The organism is Streptomyces sp. PsTaAH-137, from assembly GCF_003259365.1.
Taxonomy (GTDB): domain Bacteria; phylum Actinomycetota; class Actinomycetes; order Streptomycetales; family Streptomycetaceae; genus Streptomyces.
In genome coordinates this window covers 344,047-362,350 of sequence record NZ_QLLY01000008.1, presented here as the reverse complement: position 1 = coordinate 362,350, position 18,304 = coordinate 344,047, and the positions used below count along the sequence as shown (strand labels likewise).

Annotated in this window: 22 protein-coding genes, 1 tRNA gene and 1 riboswitch; of the genes, 16 read left to right on the top strand and 7 right to left on the bottom strand. The window is 69.2% G+C overall.

The features are described from left to right. The 4 genes from K377_RS20475 to K377_RS20460 all read left to right on the top strand — a co-directional run. Nucleotides 1–247, top strand: a 247-nt coding sequence (locus tag K377_RS20475) for a Mov34/MPN/PAD-1 family protein (RefSeq protein WP_181512608.1), incomplete at its 5' end; no start/stop codon positions are given. Between the two features lie 101 nt (nucleotides 248–348). Next, nucleotides 349–450 carry a putative leader peptide gene (locus tag K377_RS42845; protein WP_343238109.1) on the top strand — a complete coding sequence of 34 codons (102 nt, stop codon included), beginning with the start codon at nucleotides 349–351 and terminating at the stop codon, nucleotides 448–450. 91 nt (nucleotides 451–541) lie between these two features. Continuing rightward, nucleotides 542–820 (top strand): MoaD/ThiS family protein, encoded by a 279-nt coding sequence (locus K377_RS20465; protein WP_111664859.1) that lies wholly within the window; start codon nucleotides 542–544, stop codon nucleotides 818–820. A 19-nt stretch (nucleotides 821–839) separates the two neighbouring features. After that, a complete protein-coding gene (locus K377_RS20460) occupies nucleotides 840–1,790 on the top strand; it encodes a PLP-dependent cysteine synthase family protein (protein ID WP_111664858.1) in 951 nt (316 codons plus the stop codon). 181 nt (nucleotides 1,791–1,971) lie between these two features. Here the strand turns inward: K377_RS20460 and K377_RS20455 are convergent, their stop codons facing one another. After that, complete coding sequence (locus K377_RS20455) at nucleotides 1,972–2,409, bottom strand: type II toxin-antitoxin system PemK/MazF family toxin (protein ID WP_111664857.1); 438 nt, start codon at nucleotides 2,407–2,409, stop codon at nucleotides 1,972–1,974. 204 nt (nucleotides 2,410–2,613) lie between these two features. Between K377_RS20455 and K377_RS20450 the strand changes: the two genes are divergently transcribed. Further along, nucleotides 2,614–3,366 (top strand): MBL fold metallo-hydrolase, encoded by a 753-nt coding sequence (locus K377_RS20450; protein WP_111664856.1) that lies wholly within the window; start codon nucleotides 2,614–2,616, stop codon nucleotides 3,364–3,366. A gap of 89 nt (nucleotides 3,367–3,455) precedes the next feature. On the opposite strand, the gene K377_RS20445 is transcribed toward K377_RS20450, so the two are convergent. Together K377_RS20445 and K377_RS20440 are read right to left on the bottom strand one after the other, a co-directional pair. Further along, on the bottom strand, nucleotides 3,456–4,751 hold the full coding sequence (locus K377_RS20445) for a PTS transporter subunit EIIC (protein WP_111664855.1): 1,296 nt from the start codon (nucleotides 4,749–4,751) through the stop codon (nucleotides 3,456–3,458). Nucleotides 4,752–4,990: 239 nt separating this feature from the next. Next, entirely contained in the window at nucleotides 4,991–6,277 is a 1,287-nt protein-coding gene (locus K377_RS20440) for a PTS transporter subunit EIIC (protein WP_111664854.1), read from the bottom strand. A 208-nt stretch (nucleotides 6,278–6,485) separates the two neighbouring features. Between K377_RS20440 and K377_RS20435 the strand changes: the two genes are divergently transcribed. From K377_RS20435 to rdgB, 4 genes are all read left to right on the top strand, one after another. After that, nucleotides 6,486–6,719, top strand: a complete 234-nt coding sequence (locus K377_RS20435; RefSeq protein ID WP_100593980.1) for a glucose PTS transporter subunit EIIB — start codon at nucleotides 6,486–6,488, stop codon at nucleotides 6,717–6,719. A 78-nt stretch (nucleotides 6,720–6,797) separates the two neighbouring features. Next, on the top strand, nucleotides 6,798–7,535 hold the full coding sequence (gene rph, locus K377_RS20430; protein WP_111664853.1) for a ribonuclease PH: 738 nt from the start codon (nucleotides 6,798–6,800) through the stop codon (nucleotides 7,533–7,535). Between the two features lie 119 nt (nucleotides 7,536–7,654). Next, on the top strand, nucleotides 7,655–8,047 hold the full coding sequence (locus K377_RS20425; protein WP_111664852.1) for a hypothetical protein: 393 nt from the start codon (nucleotides 7,655–7,657) through the stop codon (nucleotides 8,045–8,047). 22 nt (nucleotides 8,048–8,069) lie between these two features. Beyond that, nucleotides 8,070–8,675 carry an RdgB/HAM1 family non-canonical purine NTP pyrophosphatase gene (rdgB, locus tag K377_RS20420; RefSeq protein ID WP_111664851.1) on the top strand — a complete coding sequence of 202 codons (606 nt, stop codon included), beginning with the start codon at nucleotides 8,070–8,072 and terminating at the stop codon, nucleotides 8,673–8,675. Nucleotides 8,676–8,725: 50 nt separating this feature from the next. On the opposite strand, the gene K377_RS20415 is transcribed toward rdgB, so the two are convergent. The 3 genes from K377_RS20415 to bcp all read right to left on the bottom strand — a co-directional run bounded on the left by K377_RS20415 (nucleotide 8,726) and on the right by bcp (nucleotide 11,033). Beyond that, nucleotides 8,726–8,809: transfer RNA gene (locus K377_RS20415), tRNA-Leu, on the bottom strand. A 128-nt stretch (nucleotides 8,810–8,937) separates the two neighbouring features. Next, nucleotides 8,938–10,440 carry a glycine betaine/L-proline transporter ProP gene (gene proP, locus K377_RS20410; RefSeq protein ID WP_111664850.1) on the bottom strand — a complete coding sequence of 501 codons (1,503 nt, stop codon included), beginning with the start codon at nucleotides 10,438–10,440 and terminating at the stop codon, nucleotides 8,938–8,940. Between the two features lie 125 nt (nucleotides 10,441–10,565). Continuing rightward, on the bottom strand, nucleotides 10,566–11,033 hold the full coding sequence (gene bcp, locus K377_RS20405; RefSeq protein ID WP_111664849.1) for a thioredoxin-dependent thiol peroxidase: 468 nt from the start codon (nucleotides 11,031–11,033) through the stop codon (nucleotides 10,566–10,568). Nucleotides 11,034–11,194: 161 nt separating this feature from the next. On the opposite strand from bcp, the gene K377_RS20400 reads away from it, so the two are divergent. The 3 genes from K377_RS20400 to sugE all read left to right on the top strand — a co-directional run bounded on the left by K377_RS20400 (nucleotide 11,195) and on the right by sugE (nucleotide 12,391). Continuing rightward, nucleotides 11,195–11,530, top strand: a complete 336-nt coding sequence (locus K377_RS20400; RefSeq protein ID WP_111664848.1) for a DUF3618 domain-containing protein — start codon at nucleotides 11,195–11,197, stop codon at nucleotides 11,528–11,530. A gap of 43 nt (nucleotides 11,531–11,573) precedes the next feature. Beyond that, complete coding sequence (locus K377_RS20395) at nucleotides 11,574–11,915, top strand: co-chaperone GroES (protein ID WP_018531818.1); 342 nt, start codon at nucleotides 11,574–11,576, stop codon at nucleotides 11,913–11,915. Between the two features lie 63 nt (nucleotides 11,916–11,978). Continuing rightward, nucleotides 11,979–12,038: riboswitch (guanidine-III (ykkC-III) riboswitch) on the top strand. Nucleotides 12,039–12,070: 32 nt separating this feature from the next. Next, the gene (gene sugE / locus K377_RS20390; protein ID WP_111664847.1) at nucleotides 12,071–12,391 is read left to right on the top strand and encodes a quaternary ammonium compound efflux SMR transporter SugE; all 321 of its coding nucleotides are present in this window, start codon (nucleotides 12,071–12,073) and stop codon (nucleotides 12,389–12,391) included. Here the strand turns inward: sugE and K377_RS20385 are convergent. Further along, on the bottom strand, nucleotides 12,336–14,630 hold the full coding sequence (locus tag K377_RS20385; RefSeq protein WP_237551579.1) for a transglycosylase domain-containing protein: 2,295 nt from the start codon (nucleotides 14,628–14,630) through the stop codon (nucleotides 12,336–12,338). The genes sugE and K377_RS20385 overlap by 56 nt on opposite strands. 78 nt (nucleotides 14,631–14,708) lie before the next feature. Here K377_RS20385 and K377_RS20380 point away from each other — a divergent pair, with 78 nt between their 5' ends. From K377_RS20380 to K377_RS20365, 4 genes are all read left to right on the top strand, one after another. Then, nucleotides 14,709–15,563, top strand: a complete 855-nt coding sequence (locus tag K377_RS20380; protein ID WP_111664846.1) for an ABC-2 family transporter protein — start codon at nucleotides 14,709–14,711, stop codon at nucleotides 15,561–15,563. Nucleotides 15,564–15,642: 79 nt separating this feature from the next. Further along, nucleotides 15,643–16,428 carry an ABC transporter permease gene (locus K377_RS20375; protein ID WP_111664892.1) on the top strand — a complete coding sequence of 262 codons (786 nt, stop codon included), beginning with the start codon at nucleotides 15,643–15,645 and terminating at the stop codon, nucleotides 16,426–16,428. Nucleotides 16,429–16,442: 14 nt separating this feature from the next. After that, complete coding sequence (locus K377_RS20370; protein WP_111664845.1) at nucleotides 16,443–17,417, top strand: ATP-binding cassette domain-containing protein; 975 nt, start codon at nucleotides 16,443–16,445, stop codon at nucleotides 17,415–17,417. An 18-nt stretch (nucleotides 17,418–17,435) separates the two neighbouring features. Further along, nucleotides 17,436–18,287, top strand: coding sequence for a DUF1707 domain-containing protein (locus tag K377_RS20365; protein WP_111664844.1), 852 nt, complete (start codon nucleotides 17,436–17,438; stop codon nucleotides 18,285–18,287). Nucleotides 18,288–18,304: the final 17 nt, after the last annotated feature.

Here is an 18,304-nt window from a genome sequence, read left to right as displayed (position 1 = left end):
CACGGACCTGCTCAAGCTCTACCGCGAGATGGACGACCGCGACGAGGAGCCGGTGATCATCTACCACTCCCACACGGCGACCGAGGCCCACCCCTCCCGCACCGACATCTCGTACGCCAATGAGCCCGGCGCCCACTATGTCCTGGTCTCGACCGCGGACACCGACGACGCGGGCCCCTTCCAGTTCCGCTCGTTCCGCATCGTCGACGGCGTCGTGACCGAGGAAGAGGTCGAGGTCACAGCCTGATCCGGCCCGATTCGCCCCTCAGTCTCGACCCCCGGACACTTTTCGACCGCATCGTGAGATCACACTCCGGAGCCCCGGCCGGGAATCGATACGATGAGCCCATGGTTTTCCACGACGTGAGCGAAAAGACGCCGGGCTCCCTGCTCGTGGCGCGGCTGCACGTCGACCTGTGCCGCCTCGCCAGCGCCATCTGTCCGCGCTGAGCCGCACCGCCGTACGTCCGGACGCCCGCCTGTACGGAAGCGCCCACGCGCGCTCATCCACTCGACTTCCCGTTCCTGACAGGAGCCCAGCATGGCCATCGAGGTCCGCATCCCGACCATCCTCCGCACCTACACCGACGGCGCCAAGGCCGTCGAGGCGAGCGGGGACACCCTGGCCCAGCTCTTCGCCGACCTGGACACCCGGCACGCGGGCATCGCCGACCGCATCGTGGACAACGGTCAGCTGCGCCGCTTCGTGAACGTGTACCTGAACGACGAGGACGTCCGCTTCCTCGACGGCATCGACACCAAGGTCTCCGACGGCGACAACGTCACCATCCTGCCGGCCGTGGCCGGCGGGATGCGCTGAGCACGGGACGTAGCAACCCATGCGCTACGACAGCCCGTTGGCCGCGGTCGGCAACACCCCTCTGGTGCGCCTGCCGCGGCTCAGCCCGTCCGACGACGTACGGATCTGGGCGAAGCTGGAAGACCGCAACCCGACCGGCTCGGTCAAGGACCGCCCCGCGCTCCACATGATCGAGCAGGCCGAGAAGGACGGCCGGATCAAGCCCGGGGACACCATCCTCGAACCCACCTCCGGCAACACCGGCATCTCGCTGGCGATGGCGGCCCGCCTCAAGGGCTACCGCATCGTCTGCGTCATGCCGGAGAACACCTCGCAGGAGCGGCGCGACCTGCTCGCCATGTGGGGCGCCGAGATCATCTCCTCGCCCGCCGCGGGCGGCTCCAACACGGCCGTCCGCATCGCCAAGGAGCTGGCCGGGCAGCACCCCGAGTGGGTGATGCTCTACCAGTACGGCAACCCGGACAACGCGGGCGCGCACTACGCGACCACCGGCCCGGAGATCTACGCCGACCTGCCCTCCGTCACTCACTTCGTCGCGGGGCTCGGCACCACCGGCACCCTCATGGGCGTCGGCCGCTATCTGCGTGAGCAGAAGCCGGACATCAAGATCGTCGCGGCCGAGCCGCGCTACGACGACCTGGTGTACGGCCTGCGCAACCTCGACGAGGGCTTCGTCCCCGAGTTGTACGACGCCTCCGTACTGACCACGCGCTTCTCGGTGGGGTCCGCCGACGCCGTGACGCGTACGCGGGAGCTGTTGCAGCAGGAGGGCATCTTCGCCGGGGTCTCCACGGGGGCCGCGCTGCACGCCGCCATCGGTGTCGGCAAGAAGGCCGTGAAGGCCGGCGAGTCCGCCGACATCGTGTTCGTCGTCGCCGACGGCGGCTGGAAGTACCTGTCGACGGGCGTCTACACGGCCGCGACCACGGAGGACGCCATCGAGGTCCTCCACGGCCAGCTCTGGGCCTGACCCCGGCCTCGTCACCGGCTGCCGGCCGGTGGGGCTTCTCGCGCAGTTCCCCGCGCCCCTGAGGGCGAGCTTCGCTCGCTTCAGGGGCGCGTCAGGGGAGGCTGCGCGCAGCGCATGCCTCAGGGGCGCGGGGAACTGCGCGACCAGCCACGACGCACGCGCACCCGTCAACGCACCCCCGTCACCACCCCAGACGCCGCACCTGATCCCACAGCACCGGATCGACGACCCCCGCGCGTCGCCGGAAGTCCCGCACAGGAACTTCCCGGAGCTCATCCGTCTCCAGGAAACTTGCGCGCCCCCGCGCATCCCCCACGGCCCCGGGAGGCAACGGAATCACCCCGGGCCGCTCCCCGTGATACCGACTGGTGATCTTCGCGACGAGCACGGTGCGCCCCCGCGGATCAAGAACGAGGCACGGCCGGTCCTTGCCGCCGGGCCCGTCCTCGTACGGCACCATCGCCCACCAGATCTCCCCGGCCGCGGGCCCACCCGCGACCCGCCCCCGTCGAAAAGCCCCACGGCGGACACGCGTGCCACGCCCCCACCCGTCGACGAGCGTCGCGACGAGCGCCAGCAGAACGACGGCCGCGAGCGCCAGCCACCATGACGTGTCCATACGGAGACGGTACCGGCGGGGCGCACGGGGCGCGCTGCCGGATCACCCCGTGCACGAGCGCCCCCCGAACCGGTGACACCGCAGGTGAGTTCGCCCACAACAGCCGGTGACGGAGGAGCCACCCGCGCTTTTGCGCCTTACGCTCGAAAGAATCCACAGGTTCCACCCCGCAACCCGACCGCCAGCGCGGAGGTTCCAGCTCCTATGAAGCTCACCGTCGTCGGCTGCTCAGGGTCGTTCCCGTCCGCGGAATCGGCCTGCTCGAGCTACCTCGTAGAGGCCGACGGCTTCCGGCTGCTCCTCGACATGGGCAATGGCGCCCTGGGCGAGCTGCAGCGCCACATCGGTCTGTACGACCTGGACGCGATCTTCCTCAGCCATCTGCACGCGGACCACTGCATCGACATGTGCGCCTACTTCGTCGTGCGCTACTACCGCCACGAAGGCGGCCGTTGCGACCCGATGCCGGTCTACGGACCCGAGGGAACCGAGCAGCGCCTGACCACCGCGCACGCCGACACTCCCTCCGCCTCCGCCTTCAGCGAGGTCTTCGACTTCCACACCGTGAAGCCGGGCTCGTACGACATCGGCCCGTTCTCCGTACGGATGGAGAAGGTCTGCCACCCGGTCGAGTCGTACGCCATCCGCATCGAGCACGGCGGCCGCTCCCTGACGTACTCGGGAGACACCGGCCCGTGCGAGGCGCTGGACGAACTGGCCGCGGACAGCGACCTGTTCCTGTGCGAGGCCGCGTTCACGCACGGCAAGGAGAACATCCCGGCCCTGCATCTCAACGGCGTGGAGGCGGGCGAGGCCGCGCAGCGCGCCGGGGCCCGCAAGCTGGTCCTCACCCACATCCCGCCGTGGACCGACCCGCAGGTGAACCTGACGGACGCGCGCGCGGTGTACGACGGCCCGGTGGAGCTGGCCGCGCCGGGCCGCAGCTACGAGATCTGATCCCGGCCACGACACGGCGAAGGCCCCGGAACCGCTGAGGTTCCGGGGCCTTCGCCGTACGCGGGGGAGGGATCACGCGTGAGCGGGGCTCACTTGGTGATGTCCTCGATCTCCTCCTCGGGCTCGCGGCCCGGGGTGGTGAGGTTGAACTTGGTGATCGCGAAGCGGAACAGCACGTAGTAGATCGCCGCGAAGACCAGGCCGATCGGGATGATCAGCCAGGGCTTGGTGGCGAGGTTCCAGTTCAGCACGTAGTCGATCGCGCCCGCCGAGAAGGTGAAGCCCGCGTGGACGCCCAGCGCCCAGGTGATCAGCATCGAGGCAGCGGTCAGCACCGCGTGGATCGCGTACAGCAGCGGCGCGATGAACATGAACGAGAACTCGATCGGCTCGGTCACACCGGTGACGAACGAGGTCAGGGCGAGCGACAGCATCATGCCGAGGACGGCCTTGCGGCGCTCGGGGCGGGCGGCGTGCGCGATGGCCAGAGCCGCGGCCGGCAGGCCGAACATCATGATCGGGAAGAAGCCCGACATGAACTGTCCGGCGCTCGGGTCACCGGCGAAGAAGCGGGTGAGGTCACCGTGGACGACGGAGCCGTCCGGCTTGGTGTAGTCACCGATCTGGAACCAGGAGACCGTGTTGACGAACTGGTGCATGCCGATCGGCAGCAGGCCTCGGTTGATCAGGCCGAACAGACCGGCGCCGAGGGCGCCGAGGCCGGTGATCCACTTACCGAAATCGGTGATGACGTTGCCGATCGGCTCCCAGCCGAGAGCGACCAGGACGCCCGCGGCGGTGCCGACGAAGGCCATGATGATCGGCACCAGGCGACGGCCGTTGAAGAAGCCGAGCCAGTCGACCAGCTTGGTGCGGTGGAACTTCTGCCACAGGACCGCGCTGAGCAGACCCAGGATGATGCCGCCGAGAACGCCGGGGTTCTGGAACGAGGCCGCGGTGACCTCGGAGCCCTTCTGCCAGACACCACCGAACAGGCCGCTGGATATGTACTTGTGACCCTCCATTCCCTTCTCGATCGGGAACTGGTGGATCACGGCGTAGTAGGTCAGGAAGCCGACCACGGCCGCGAGGGCCGTCGAGCCGTCCGCCTTCTTCGCGAAGCCGATCGCGACACCGATGCAGAACAGCAGCGGCAGACCGAACGAGGCGTCGAGCAGGGCACCGCCGGCGCCCGCGAAGACCTTGGCGACGTCGGCGGGAAGGTGCAGCTTCTCCTGGACGTCGGGCTGGCCGATGCGGAGCAGGATGCCCGCCGCCGGCAGCACCGCGATCGGCAGCTGCAGGCTGCGACCCACCTTCTGAAGGCCCTGGAACAGGCCGGAGCCCCGCTTCTTCGCGGGTGCCGCCGTAGCGGTGCTGCTCATGAATTCCTCCATGTGCTGGGGTGCTGCCGGGGACGGAAAGGAAGAAAAACGGGGGTGGGCAGCAGCCAGATGGTCTACACCACCTCAGTGGTGTAGACCTGTTGTAGCACGGTGAAGGTGAGATAAGGAACCCGTGTTTTTTGTGGTCTGGAACATATGTGGGGCGTACTACTCATACGTGACGAAGGGCCCCCGGACCGATGGTCCGGGGGCCCTTCGCGTGGGGGGCTGAAGGCCTGTCAGGCCTTGGTGATGTCCTCGACCTCCTCCTCGGGCTCACGGCCCGGGGTCTTCAGGTCGAACTTCGTGATCGCGAATCTGAAGACCACGTAGTACACCACCGCGAACGCCAGGCCGATCGGAATGATCAGCCATGGCTTGGTCGCCAGATTCCAGTTGATCAAGTAGTCGATCAGGCCCGCGGAGAAGCTGAAGCCGTCCTTCACCCCGAGCGCCCACGTCACCGCCATCGACACACCGGTCAGCACCGCGTGCACCGCGTACAGGGCCGGCGCGATGAAGACGAAGGAGTACTCGATCGGCTCGGTGATACCCGTGACGAACGACGTCAGCGCCAGCGACAGCATCATGCCGCCGACCGCCTTGCGCCGCTCCGGCCGCGCACAGTGCACCATCGCCAGGCACGCCGCCGGCAGGGCGAACATCATGATCGGGAAGAAGCCCGACTGGTAGATGCCCGCGCTCGGGTCGCCGCTGAGGAACATGTTGATGTCACCGTGCACGGTCGTACCGTCCGGCTTCGTGTACGAGCCGAACTGGAACCACAGCGGCACGTTCAGGAACTGGTGCAGGCCGATGACCAGCAGCGCACGGTTGGCGACACCGAAGATGCCGGAGCCGATCGCACCCAGGCCCTCCAGCCAGTTGGAGAAGCTCTCCAGCGCGTCACCGATCGGCGGCCAGATCCACAGGCAGATCACCGCGAAGATGATGCCGACGAACGCCATGATGATCGGCACCAGGCGGCGGCCGTTGAAGAAGCCGAGCCACGAGACCAGCTTCGTCCGGTGGAAACGCACCCAGAAGAACGACGCCAGCAGACCCATGATGATGCCGCCGAACACGCCGGGGTTCTGGAACTGGAACGCCGAGACGGTGTTGTCCGCCGCCTGGCAGCCCACCGCCACCGCCTTCGCCCCGTCGGCGCAGTCGATCGGGAACTGCCGCAGCACACCCCGGTAGACGAGGAAGCCGGCCACCGCCGCGAGCGCCGTGGAACCGTCCGCCTTCTTCGCCATGCCGATCGCGACACCGATGCAGAACAGCAGCGGCAGACCGAGGTCCGCGTCGAGCAGCGCACCGCCCGCACCCGCAAACACCTTGGCCACATTGGTCCAGCCGAGACCGTCGTCACCGAAGACGTCGGGCTGGCCGAGCCGGTTGACGATACCGGCCGCCGGGAGCACGGCGATGGGCAGCTGGAGGCTGCGCCCCATCTTCTGGAGCCCCTGGAAGAAGGAGCTCCAGGGGCTCGGCCGAGGTGTGGCGACAGCGTTCGTGCTCATGGGCGTCCTCCCGGAACAAGCCACGTCTGGCGGGTGTTGGATACTCTGTTAACTGGTGTAGACCAGTTGCACCATGTGCGGGACGGTCGGTCCGCGTGCTCGTCATCATTCGTCACGAGACGGGCAAACGCTCGTGAAGATGGGCCAACCGTGGGTTACCGTGACAAAGCGGCCCAAAGGCGGGCCCGGGACAAACAGGGAGAACGAAATGGCCACCAAGGCTGAGAAGATCGTCGCCGGGCTCGGCGGGCTCGACAACATCGAAGAGGTCGAGGGCTGCATCACCCGCCTGCGCACCGAGGTCATCGACCCCTCCAAGGTCGACGAGGCCGCCCTCAAGGCCGCCGGCGCCCACGGCGTCGTCAAGATGGGCACCGCGATCCAGGTCGTCATCGGCACCGACGCCGACCCCATCGCCGCCGACATCGAAGACATGATGTGAGCGACCCCGTAAACCGCTGAAGGCCCCACCCCTCCTGACGGGGGTGGGGCCTTCGCCGTACCGGATACGCTCGACCCCATGTCTCGCATCGACGGCCGCACCCCCGACCAGCTCCGCCCGATCACCATCGAACGCGGCTGGAGCAAGCACGCAGAAGGCTCCGTCCTCGTCTCCTTCGGCGACACCAAGGTCTTCTGCACCGCCTCCTTCACCGAAGGCGTCCCCCGCTGGCGCAAGGGCAGCGGCGAAGGGTGGGTCACCGGCGAGTACTCGATGCTCCCGCGCGCCACCAACACCCGCGGCGACCGCGAGTCCGTCCGCGGCAAGATCGGCGGCCGCACCCACGAGATCAGCCGCCTCATCGGCCGCAGCCTCCGCGCCGTCATCGACTACAAGGCCCTCGGCGAGAACACGATCGTCCTGGACTGCGACGTCCTCCAGGCCGACGGCGGCACCCGCACCGCCGCCATCACCGGCGCCTACGTCGCCCTCGCCGACGCCGTCGCCTGGGGCAAGTCCAAGAAGCTCATCAAGGCCGGCCGCGAACCCCTCACCGGCACCGTCTCCGCCGTCTCCGTCGGCATCGTCGGCGGCACCCCCCTCCTCGACCTCTGTTACGAGGAGGACGTCCGCGCCGACACCGACATGAACGTCGTCTGCACCGGCGACGGCCGCTTCGTCGAGGTCCAGGGCACCGCCGAGGCCGAGCCCTTCGCCCGCGACGAACTCAACGCCCTCCTCGACCTCGCCGTCGCCGGCTGCGACGATCTCGCCGCCGCCCAGCGCAAGGCCCTCGAAGAGGCCCTCGCCAGGTAAAGAATCCCCCAAGCGCGGCGGCAACCGAACGGCCACCGACTGCGTCACTACGAACGGGTGGACGGCACGCGACATGGCCCGCCGTCCACCCTTTTCGTACCTCAGGGGAGGACCCGTCCATGGCCGCGCGCCGACACCGCCGTACCGCACTCTTCGCCGCCGCAGCGGTACTCATCGCCGTCCCGGCCGCCGTCGGCTGCTCGGCTGTCGACAAGGCGCTCGACTGCGTACAGACCGCCGACTCCATCGCAGACAGCGTCACCGACCTCCAGCAGGCCGTGGAGAACGCGTCCAACGACCCCGGCCAGGCCGACGAGGCACTCGCCTCCATCGACCAGAACCTCGACAACATCAGCGACAAGACCGACAACGCCGACGTCTCCCAGGCCGTCGACGACCTCAACAAGGCCGTCGACAACGTCCGTACGTCCATCAAGAACGGCGACGAGACCCCCGACGTCACCCCGGTGACCGACGCCGCGGGCGAGCTGACCAAGGTCTGCACCCCGTAACACTGCTCGTACGCTGGACGGCATGACCCGCCTCATCCTCGCCACCCGCAACAACGGCAAGATCGTCGAGCTCCGCGCCATCCTCGCCGACGCCGGCCTGCCCCACGAGCTGGTCGGCGCCGACGCCTACCCGGACATCCCCGACGTCCGCGAGACCGGCGTCACCTTCGCCGAGAACGCCCTCCTCAAGGCCCACGCCCTGGCGCGGGCCACCGGCCTCCCCGCCGTCGCCGACGACTCGGGCCTCTGCGTCGACGTCCTGGGCGGCGCCCCCGGCATCTTCTCCGCCCGCTGGGCCGGCCGCCACGGCGACGACCAGGCCAACCTCGACCTCCTCCTCGCCCAGCTCGGCGACATCGACGCCGACGAACACCGAGGCGCCCACTTCGCCTGCGCCGCCGCCCTCGCCCTCCCCGACGGCACCGAGCGCGTGGTCGAGGGCCAGCTCCGCGGCGTCCTGCGCCACGCCCCGGCGGGCTCGGGGGGCTTCGGCTACGACCCGATCCTCCAGGTCGAGGGCGACACGCGTACGTGCGCCGAGCTCACCGCGGCCGAGAAGAACGCGATCTCCCACCGCGGCAAGGCGTTCCGGGCGCTGGTGCCGGTGGTGCGGGAGCTGCTGGGCTGAGCCCGAGGAGCAACGAAGAAGGGCGCTCCCGAGGAGCGCCCTTCTTCGTGTGCGGTCGGAGGGACTCGAACCCTCACGAGATTTCTCCCACCGGGACCTAAACCCGACACGTCTGCCAATTCCGTCACGACCGCTTAAAACGGACATTGCGCCTGCCGGGCGCGCTCCGCCCCGTCAGTGTACGGGGGCGCCGTGCGGCGCGGGAGCGCGCTCATGGCGGCGGCATCAAGTTCTGGTCAGGGCCGGGCAGTTCGGGTGTGGATCAGAACTTCGGGTCCGGAGTCTGGGCCTCCACGATTTCCGCGGCCTCCTCCTCGGTCTCCACCGACGGCGGGGAGCCGGCCAGGGGCTTCTGGGCCGTTTCCTTCATGCATGCCACCGCGATGACGCCGACGAGGGCCGCCGCCATCGAGTAGTAGGCGGGCATCATGTCGGAGCCGGTCAGGCCGATCAGGGCCGTGATGACCAGCGGGGTCGTGCCGCCGAAGATCGAGGCGGAGAGGTTGTAGCCGACCGAGAGGGAGCCGTAGCGGACGTTCGTCGGGAAGAGCGCCGGGAGCGCCGCCGACATGGTGCCGAGCAGGCAGACCAGGGACAGGCCGAGCAGGAGCATGCCGAGGGAGACCGCCCACAGGGCGCCGTTCTGGACCAGCAGGAAGGACGGGATCGACAGCACGAAGAAGCCGAGCATGCCGGTCATCAGGAGGGGCTTGCGGCCGAAGCGGTCGGAGAGCTTGCCGACCTGGTTGATGATGCACATCAGGACGACCATGGTCGCGATGAGGATCAGCAGGCCGTGGGCCTCGGAGTAGCCCATCTCGTCGGACAGGTAGGTCGGCATGTACGACAGGAGCATGTAGTCGGTGATGTTGTACGCGCCGACCAGGCAGATGCACAGGACCAGGGTGGGCCAGTAGTCGCGGAAGATCTTCGCGAGGTCGCCCTTGGCGGTGGTCTCGACGGAGGTGGCCGCTTCGGAGGCCTTGTGCGAGGAGGCGTCCTCCATCTTCTGGAACGCCGGGGTCTCGTCGAGCTTCAGCCGCAGGTAGAGGCCGACCAGGCCGATGGGGCCCGCGACGAGGAACGGGACGCGCCAGCCCCAGGACTCCATGCCGTCGCTGCCGAGCAGGGAGGTGAGGAGGGTGACCAGGCCGGCGGCGCCGACGTAACCGGCGAGGGTGCCGAACTCCAGGAAGCTGCCGAAGAAGCCGCGCTTCTTGTCGGGCGCGTACTCGGCGATGAAGGTGGACGCGCCGCCGTACTCGCCGCCGGTGGAGAAGCCCTGGACCAGCCGGAAGAAGATCAGGAGGACCGGGGCCCAGAAGCCGATGGTGGCGTAGGACGGGATCAGGCCGATGGCGAAGGTGCCGATCGCCATCATGATCATGGTCATCGCCAGGACCTTCTTGCGGCCGATCTTGTCGCCCATCGGGCCGAAGACCATGCCGCCGATCGGCCGTACGAGGAAGGACACGGCGAAGGTGGCGAACGAGGAGATCAGCTGGACCGTGTCGTTCCCGGACGGGAAGAAGACATGGCCGATGGTGACGGCGAGGTAGGAGTAGATGCCGAAGTCGAACCACTCCATGGCGTTGCCGAGCGAGGCCGCCTTGACCGCCCGCTTGACCGCCGCCTCGTCGGTGACGGTGATGTCGGTACGGCGCAGCGGCGGGTTCTTGCGCCGCTTGACGGCACGGAAGAGCGCCCGGTGACGCTTGACCGCCTCCGGGTCGGGCGCCTGCCCTTCCTCGGTGTCGGTGGTCATGGGGTGGATCCCTTCTCTGGACACAGATTTATCCAGGGGATCACTTGCTCGATCGTGGCGGCTGCAAACGGAAGTCCCCGGTTGAGGGGACTTTCGTCACAACGTGCGTACCCTTCGCGGCCCGGTCAGATGCCGAGATCCTTGATGATCTTCGCCACGTGTCCGGTGGCCTTCACGTTGTAGAGGGCGCGCTCGACCTTGCCTTCTTCGTCGACGACGACCGTGGAGCGGATGACTCCGGTGACGGTCTTGCCGTAGAGCTTCTTCTCGCCGAAGGCGCCGTAGGCCTCCAGGACCTTCTTGTCGGGGTCGCCGACGAGGGTGACCTTGAGGTTCTCCTTCTCGCGGAACGTGGCGAGCTTCTCCGGCTTGTCGGGGGAGACGCCGATGACGTCGTAGCCGGCGCTCGCGAGCACGTCGAGGTTGTCGGTGAAGTCGCAGGCCTGCTTGGTGCAGCCCGGGGTGAGCGCGGCCGGGTAGAAGTAGACGATCGTCTTGCGGCCCTTGTGGTCGGCGAGGGAGACCTCGTTGCCGTCGGCGTCGGGCAGGGTGAAGGCGGGGGCTGTGTCGCCGGGCTGCAGTCGCTCGCTCATGTCGCTCGCTCTCCTCGCTGGGTGGGGTGTCTCCCGTGGACGCCCCGTGGGACTCCCGTTGAGCGTAATGGGGGTGCCGACGGGTAACCGTGGCGGCGAGCTGACAGACTGTCCGTCAGCACACCCACAGCTAGTTACGCAGCGACCACGGAGGCAGCGCGGTGTCGGACACGGATACACCGGATACGCGGACGCCGGCGCAGATCGAAGCGGACATCAAGCGGCGCCGCGAGACCCTGGCCGAGACGCTCGACGAGCTCGGGGTGCGGGTGCACCCCAAGACGATCGTCGGCGACGCGAAGGCGAAGTTCGCCGCCCAGGTGGACCACACGGTCGGCCGGGCCTATGTCAGTGCCAATCGGCTGGTCTCGGACGTCAAGGGGCAGCTGGTGACGGAGGAGGGCGCCCCGCGTCTGGAGCGTCTGGTACCGGCCGCGCTGGTCGTGGTCGGCGTGGTGGGGCTGCTGGCGTACACCTCGCGGCGCCGCAAGGGCTGACCCGACCGCACCGCGGGCGGTTCGGGGCAGGTATTTTCGTCGGGTGAGCGAGAAGACCCAGCACGACAAGTTGCCCATCCGGATGCTGCACGACCGTGTGCTCGTGCGGCAGGACTCGGCCGAGGGCGAGCGGCGCAGCGGTGGCGGCATCCTGATTCCCGCGACGGCGGCGGTCGGCAAGCGTCTCGCGTGGGCGGAGGTCGTCGCGGTCGGGCAGAACGTGCGGGCGGTGGAGCCCGGTGACCGGGTGCTGTTCGATCCGGAGGACCGGGCGGAGGTCGAGGTGCGCGGTGTCGCGTACGTGCTGATGCGCGAGCGGGACCTGCACGCGGTGGCGGCCGACCGGTTCGAGGGCTCCGAGGATTCGACGGGCCTGTACCTGTAGCTCCGCAGTACCTGGCCGAAGGGGCTGGTGACCATCGTCACCAGCCCCTTTTGCGCGCCCTTTGCTACCTTTATGAGTACCCGACGAGACGCGCCGTACCGGGATCCGCAAAGACGACGCACCCCTGTTGAGAACCACTGACGGAGGTGCCAGTCATGGCCTGGATCCTGATCGTTGTCGCCGGACTTCTCGAAGTCGCCTGGTCGATCGGTATGAAGTACACGGACGGTTTCACCCGGCTCTGGCCGAGTGTGTTCACGGGCGCGGGGATCGTCGCCAGCATGATGCTGCTGTCCTACGCCGCGAAGTCGCTGCCGATCGGTACGGCGTACGGCGTGTGGGTGGGCATCGGGGCCGCGGGCGCGGCCATCGTCGGCATGCTGCTGCTGGGGGAGCCGGCGACGGCCGCGCGGATCTTCTTCATCGGACTGCTGCTCGTGTCGATCGTGGGTTTGAAGCTGACGTCAGGTCATTGAGGACGTTGTCGCCGCCGTCCTCGTCCGGCCGGTCCTGGTCCTGGCCGGGGTCCTCGGTCTGCGGGACGTCGGGGGGCTGCGGTGATTCCTCCGTCGGCGAGGCCGTCTCTCCGGTGGGTTCGCCGGTCGGTTCGTCGGAGGCGGAGGGCTCCTCGGAGGCCGGGGCGGACGGCACGGCCGGTGTCGTGACCGTGGGGGCGACCGGCTCCTCGGCGCCGTCCTCCAGGGTGAGGTCGAAGTCGTTCGCCGGGGTGCCGGAGAGCGCCTTCCTGGTGAACTGGGCCCAGATCTGCGCCGGGAACCCGCCGCCGTTGACGCGGGGCAGGCCGGCTGCTCCGTAGAGCGAGGTGTGGGCGCCGGTCCGGGGGTCCTGGCCCATCACGGAGACGACGGTGGCGAGGTCGGGGGTGTAGCCCGCGAACCAGGCGGCCGTGTCCTCCTCGGCGGTGCCGGTCTTGCCGGCGGCGGGGCGGCCGGCGGCCTGGGCGGCGGTGCCGGTGCCGCTGTCGACGACGGACTGGAGGATCGAGGTGGTGGTGTCGGCGGCCTCGCGGCTGACGGCCCGCTGGGTGTCCTGCTCGGGCAGTTCGATCTTCTCGCCGTCCTTGGTGACGGAGGCGAGGATCGTGTACGTGCCGTGCCGGCCGTGGTTGGCGAGGGTCGCGTACGCCTCGGTCATGTCGAGGACGCTGGCGGTCGCCGGGCCGAGGGCGATCGACGGGGACGCGGTGAGGTCCGGGGTGGTCTCCGGCAGGCCGAGGTCGACGGCGGTCCTTTTGACCTTGGCGGGGCCGACGTCGACGGCCATCTGGGCGTAGACGCTGTTGACGGACTTGTCGGTGGCGGTGCGGACGGTGATGTTGCCGTAGGAGACGCCGTCCTCGTTCTCGGGGGCGTAGGTGCCGCCGTCCCAGCCCTGTACGGGGCGCTGGTCGGTGCCGTCGTAGAGGGTGTTGGGCGTGATGACGCGGCCGTCCTGCGTGGTGGAGGCGTTCTCGACGGCGGAGGTGAAGACGAACGGCTTGAAGGTGGAGCCGACCTGGTAGTCGCGGCGCGTGGCGTTGTTGACGTACTGCTTCGTGTAGTCGATGCCGCCGTACATGGCGACGACCTTGCCGGTGGCGGGGTCGATGGCGGCGCCACCCGCCCGTACGTTCTTGTCGACGTCGCGCGCCGAGGTGTCGAGCCGGGACATCAGCTGGTCGTCGACGGCTTCGGCGAAGGCGTCCTGCTTCTTCTTCTGGAGCGTGGTGGTGATGCGGTACCCGCCGGAGGCGAGGGTGTCCTCGTCGAGGATCTTGTTGCTGGTGATGTAGTCCTTCACGGCCTGCACGATGTAGCCGCGCTGGCCGGACATCCCGGCGGCGCCCTTGGCCTCCTTGGGCACGGGGAACGTCATGTTCTGCCGGTCGGAGGCACTGAGCCACTTCTGTTTGACCATGCCGTCGAGGACGTAGTTCCAGCGGGCCTCGGCGCTGCTCCTGTTCTCGGGGTGCGCGACGACGTCGTAGGCGCTCGGGGCGTTCAACAGGGCTGCCAGATAGGCGCCTTGGGCGGTCGTCAGGTCGTCGACGTCGACGCCGTAGTAGGCCTGGGCGGCGGCCTGGATGCCGTAGGCGTTGCGGCCGAAGTAGCTGGTGTTGAGGTAGCCGGTGAGGATCTCGTCCTTGGACGCCTCGCGGTCGAGCTTGATGGAGATGAAGAACTCCTTCACCTTCCGGGAGACCGTCTGCTCCTGGCCGAGGTAGTAGTTCTTCACGTACTGCTGGGTGATGGTCGAGCCGGACTGCTTGCCCTTGCCGCGCAGGGTGTTCCAGGCCGCGCGCAGCATCGCCTTGGGGTCGATGGCCGATTCGGAGTAGAAGTCGCGGTCCTCGGCGGCGAGCACGGCGTGCTGGACGGGCTTGGGGATCTGGGCGAGCTGGACGTTCTCGCGGTTGACGTCGCCGTCGCGGGCGATCTGCGCGCCGTTCGCGTACAGGTAGACGTTGCTCTGCGCGGTGGCGGCGGAGTTGGCGGGCGGGATGTCCACGAGGGCGTAGCCGAGGGCGAACAGGCCGCAGCAGAGCACGATGAAGCCGATGAGCGTGCCGAGCACCATGCGCCAGGTGGGGATCAGGCGCCGCCAGCCGGTGCGCTTGGGGCGCCTGGCCTTGCCCTTTCCCTTGGCCGTGGCGGGGGCCGGGTCCGGACCGGGGCCGTGGCCAGGGTCCTGCGGGGGCGGCTCGTCGCTGCTCATGTCCTGTGGAACTCCTGTTTCGCGTCGTACGTCACGTACGCCTCGTATGACACATAAGCCTCCTACATCACCGGGAAAATGCATGGCAGGCGAGGCCCGGCCGCCCCTAGGGTGCGGTCGGTGGGAGCTCTTCGGTTGTACGCGGCTGTGGTCGCCAGTGGACTGCGGAGATACGCCACTTATCGCGCGTCCACCGTGGCCGGCATCGTCACCAACACCGTGTTCGGCATGATCATCGCCTACACCTATCTGGCGCTGTGGGACGAGCGTCCGCATCTCGGGGGCTACGACCAGGCGCAGGCGCTCACGTTCGTCTGGATCGGGCAGGCGCTCTTCGCCGTGATGATGCTCGGGATGCCGTCCGGTGTCGAGGCCGAGCTGATGGCGCGGATCCGCAGCGGGGACATCGCCGTCGATCTGTACCGGCCGGTCGATCTGCAGTGCTGGTGGCTGTCGCTGGATCTGGGGCGGGCGCTGTTCCAGCTGCTCGGGCGCGGGGTGGTGCCGCTGGTGGTGGGGGCGCTGGCGTTCCCGCTCGCGCTGCCGCACGACGGCTTGCGGTGGCTGGCGTTCCTGGTGGCGGTGGTCCTCGGCTGCGTGGTGAGTTTCGCGCTGCGCTATCTGGTGGCGATGTCGGCGTTCTGGTTCATGGACGGCAACGGCGCGGTGCAGATGTACGGGATCGTCGGCACGTTCTTCTCCGGGATGCTGCTGCCGCTGAACGTGTTCCCGGGCACGATCGGTGACGTGGCGCGGGCGCTGCCGTGGTCGGCGCTGCTCCAGGTCCCGGCGGACGTGCTGATGGGCACGCATCCCGGCCGGGGCCCGCTGGGCAGCTTCCTCTTCCAGGCCGGCTGGGCGGTGGCGCTGCTCGGGGCGGGCCGGCTGTTGCAGCGGGCGGCGACGCGGCGGGTGGTGGTGCAGGGTGGCTGAGCAGGGGACGACGGAGGCCGCGGGCGCCGGGTGGCGGACCGAGGCGCGCGCCCAGGGCCGGGCACTGACGGCCTGGCGGATGTTCCGCATGATCTCCGGGGCGTGGATCCGCTCCACGATGGCGTACCGGGCGTCGTTCGCGCTGACCGCCTTCGGGAACTTCGCGATGACGGGCCTGGAGTTCTGCGGGATCCTGCTGATGTTCTCGCAGGTCGACCGGCTCGGCGGCTACACCCTCCCCGAGATCGCGTTCCTGTACGGCACCGCGGGATCCTCGTTCGGTCTCGCCGATCTGTTCGCCGGGTCGCTGGGGCGGACCGGGCGGCGGGTGCGGGACGGGACGCTGGACGTGTTCCTGGTGCGGCCCGCGCCGGTCCTGGTGCAGCTGGCGGCGGACCAGTTCGCGCTGCGCCGGGCCGGCCGGATCAGCCAGGGTCTGGTGGTGCTGGTGTGGGCCGCGGTGACGATCGACGTGGCCTGGACGCCGGTGAAGGTGCTGCTCGTGCCGCTCCTGGTGGTCAGCGGGGCCGCGATCTTCACGGCCGTGTTCATCGCGGGCGCGTCGTTCCAGATCGTGGCGCAGGACGCGGCCGAGGTGCAGAACGCGGCGACGTTCGGCGGGAACGCGCTGCTCCAGTACCCGCCGACCGTGTTCGGCGACAACCTGCTGCGGGGCGTCACGTTCGTCCTGCCGCTGGCGTTCGTGAACTGGATCCCGGCGCTGTACATCCTGGGCCGTCCCTATCCGCTGGACCTGCCGCGGTGGGTGGCCTTCGCGCCGCCGCTGGTGGCCGCGGTGTGTCTGGCGGTGGCGGGCCGGGTGTGGCGGGGTGCGCTGCGGGGCTATCGGAGTACGGGAAGCTGAGAGGGGTCGATGGGGTGAGCGGGGAGCCGCTGATCGAGGTGGACGGCGTCGAGAAGGTCTTCGACGTGCGCAGGAAGGCCGGGTTCATGCGCCGGGAGCGGCGCGAGGTGCGGGCGGTGGACTCGCTGACGTTCGGCGTGCCGCGCGGCGAGATGGTCGGCTACATCGGTCCGAACGGTGCCGGGAAGTCGACCACGATCAAGATGCTGACCGGCATCCTGACGCCGAGCGCGGGCCGGCTGCGCGTCGCGGGCATCGACCCCTCGCGCGAGCGGTCCAGGCTCGCCCACCGCATCGGCGTCGTCTTCGGGCAGCGCACCACGCTCTGGTGGGACCTGCCGCTCATCGACTCGTACCGGCTGATGCGCCGCATGTACCGGATCCCCGACGCCCGGTACGCGGAGAACCTGGACCGGTGCGTCGAACTCCTGGAGATGGAGGAGCTGTTGGAGGTGCCGGTGCGGCAGCTCTCGCTGGGGCAGCGGATGCGCGGCGACATCGCGGCGGCGCTGCTTCACGACCCGGAGGTGCTGTACCTGGACGAGCCGACGATCGGCCTGGACATCGTCTCCAAGGTCAAAGTCCGGGAGTTCCTGCGGGACTTGAACGCCGAGCGCGGCACGACGGTCCTCCTGACCACGCACGACCTCACCGACATCGAGCAGCTCTGCCGCCGCGTCATGGTGATCGACCACGGGCGTCTGATGTACGACGGTGATCTCGACGGGCTGCACGAGCTGGGCGGCGGCGAGCGCACCCTCGTCGTCGACCTGGAGCGCGAACTCCCCCCGATCGAGGTGGAGTTCGCACGGGTGGTGAAGGTGGACGGGGTGCGGCAGTGGCTGGCGTTCCCCGCCGACCGTTCGGCGGCGCCGCTCGTCGCCGAGATCGCCGGGCGCTATCCGCTGGCCGATCTGTCGGTGCGGGAGCCGGACATCGAGAGTGTGATCGCACGGATGTATGCCGGGGGTGCTTCATTGGCGTACTGACGCCCGTACGCTGAAAACATGACGGACGCAGCGCTCCCGGACCGCCCCGACGAGTCCGGACCGAAGGACGACGGCCTCGATCTCCGGGCCTCCGACGCCGACCGCGAGCAGGTCGCCGAGCGGCTGCGCGACGCGCTGGCCGAGGGGCGTCTCGACATGGAGGAGTTCGGGGAGCGTCTGGAGGAGACGTACAAGGCGCGTACGTACCGTGAGCTGCTGCCCGTCACCCGTGATCTGCCCGGCGCGGCGACGCCCGCGCCGGTGAACCTCACGAAGGAGCCGCTGCCCGAGGGCGCCGTCGACTGGGCGGCGCGGATTGGGGGCGCCGCGGGCGGGTCCGCGTGGGGCGTCGGCGTCCTCTCCGGGTTCGAGCGCAAGGGGCGGTGGACGGTGCCGGCCCGGATGGACTGCGTGGCCGTCATGGGCGGCGGTGAACTCGACCTGCGCGAGGCCAACTTCGAGTCCCGCGAGACCGTCCTCAACTGCGTCGCGATCATGGGCGGCGTCAATGTGATCGTGCCGCCCGGCGTCGAGGTCGTCGTGCGCGGCATCGGCATCATGGGCGGCTTCGACCACAGCGAGTCCGGGGTGCCGGGGGATCCCGGGGCGCCGCGCGTGGTGATCACCGGGTTCGCCTTCTGGGGCGGCGTCGGGGTCGAGCGCAAGCTCCCCAAGGCCGAGCGGCAGCGCCTGAAGGAGGAGCGGCGCCGGGAGCGCCTGGACCGCAGGGAGGACCGCCGTGCCCTTCTCGACGGGCACCACGGCCTCCATGGCGACCGTATCGAGCGGCACCGCGAGCGCATGGAGGAGCACCTCGACCGCCTGGAGGAGCGTCAGGAGCGCCGCAACCGCCGCCGCCACGGGGACTGAACCGGGCTGTGCGGCGG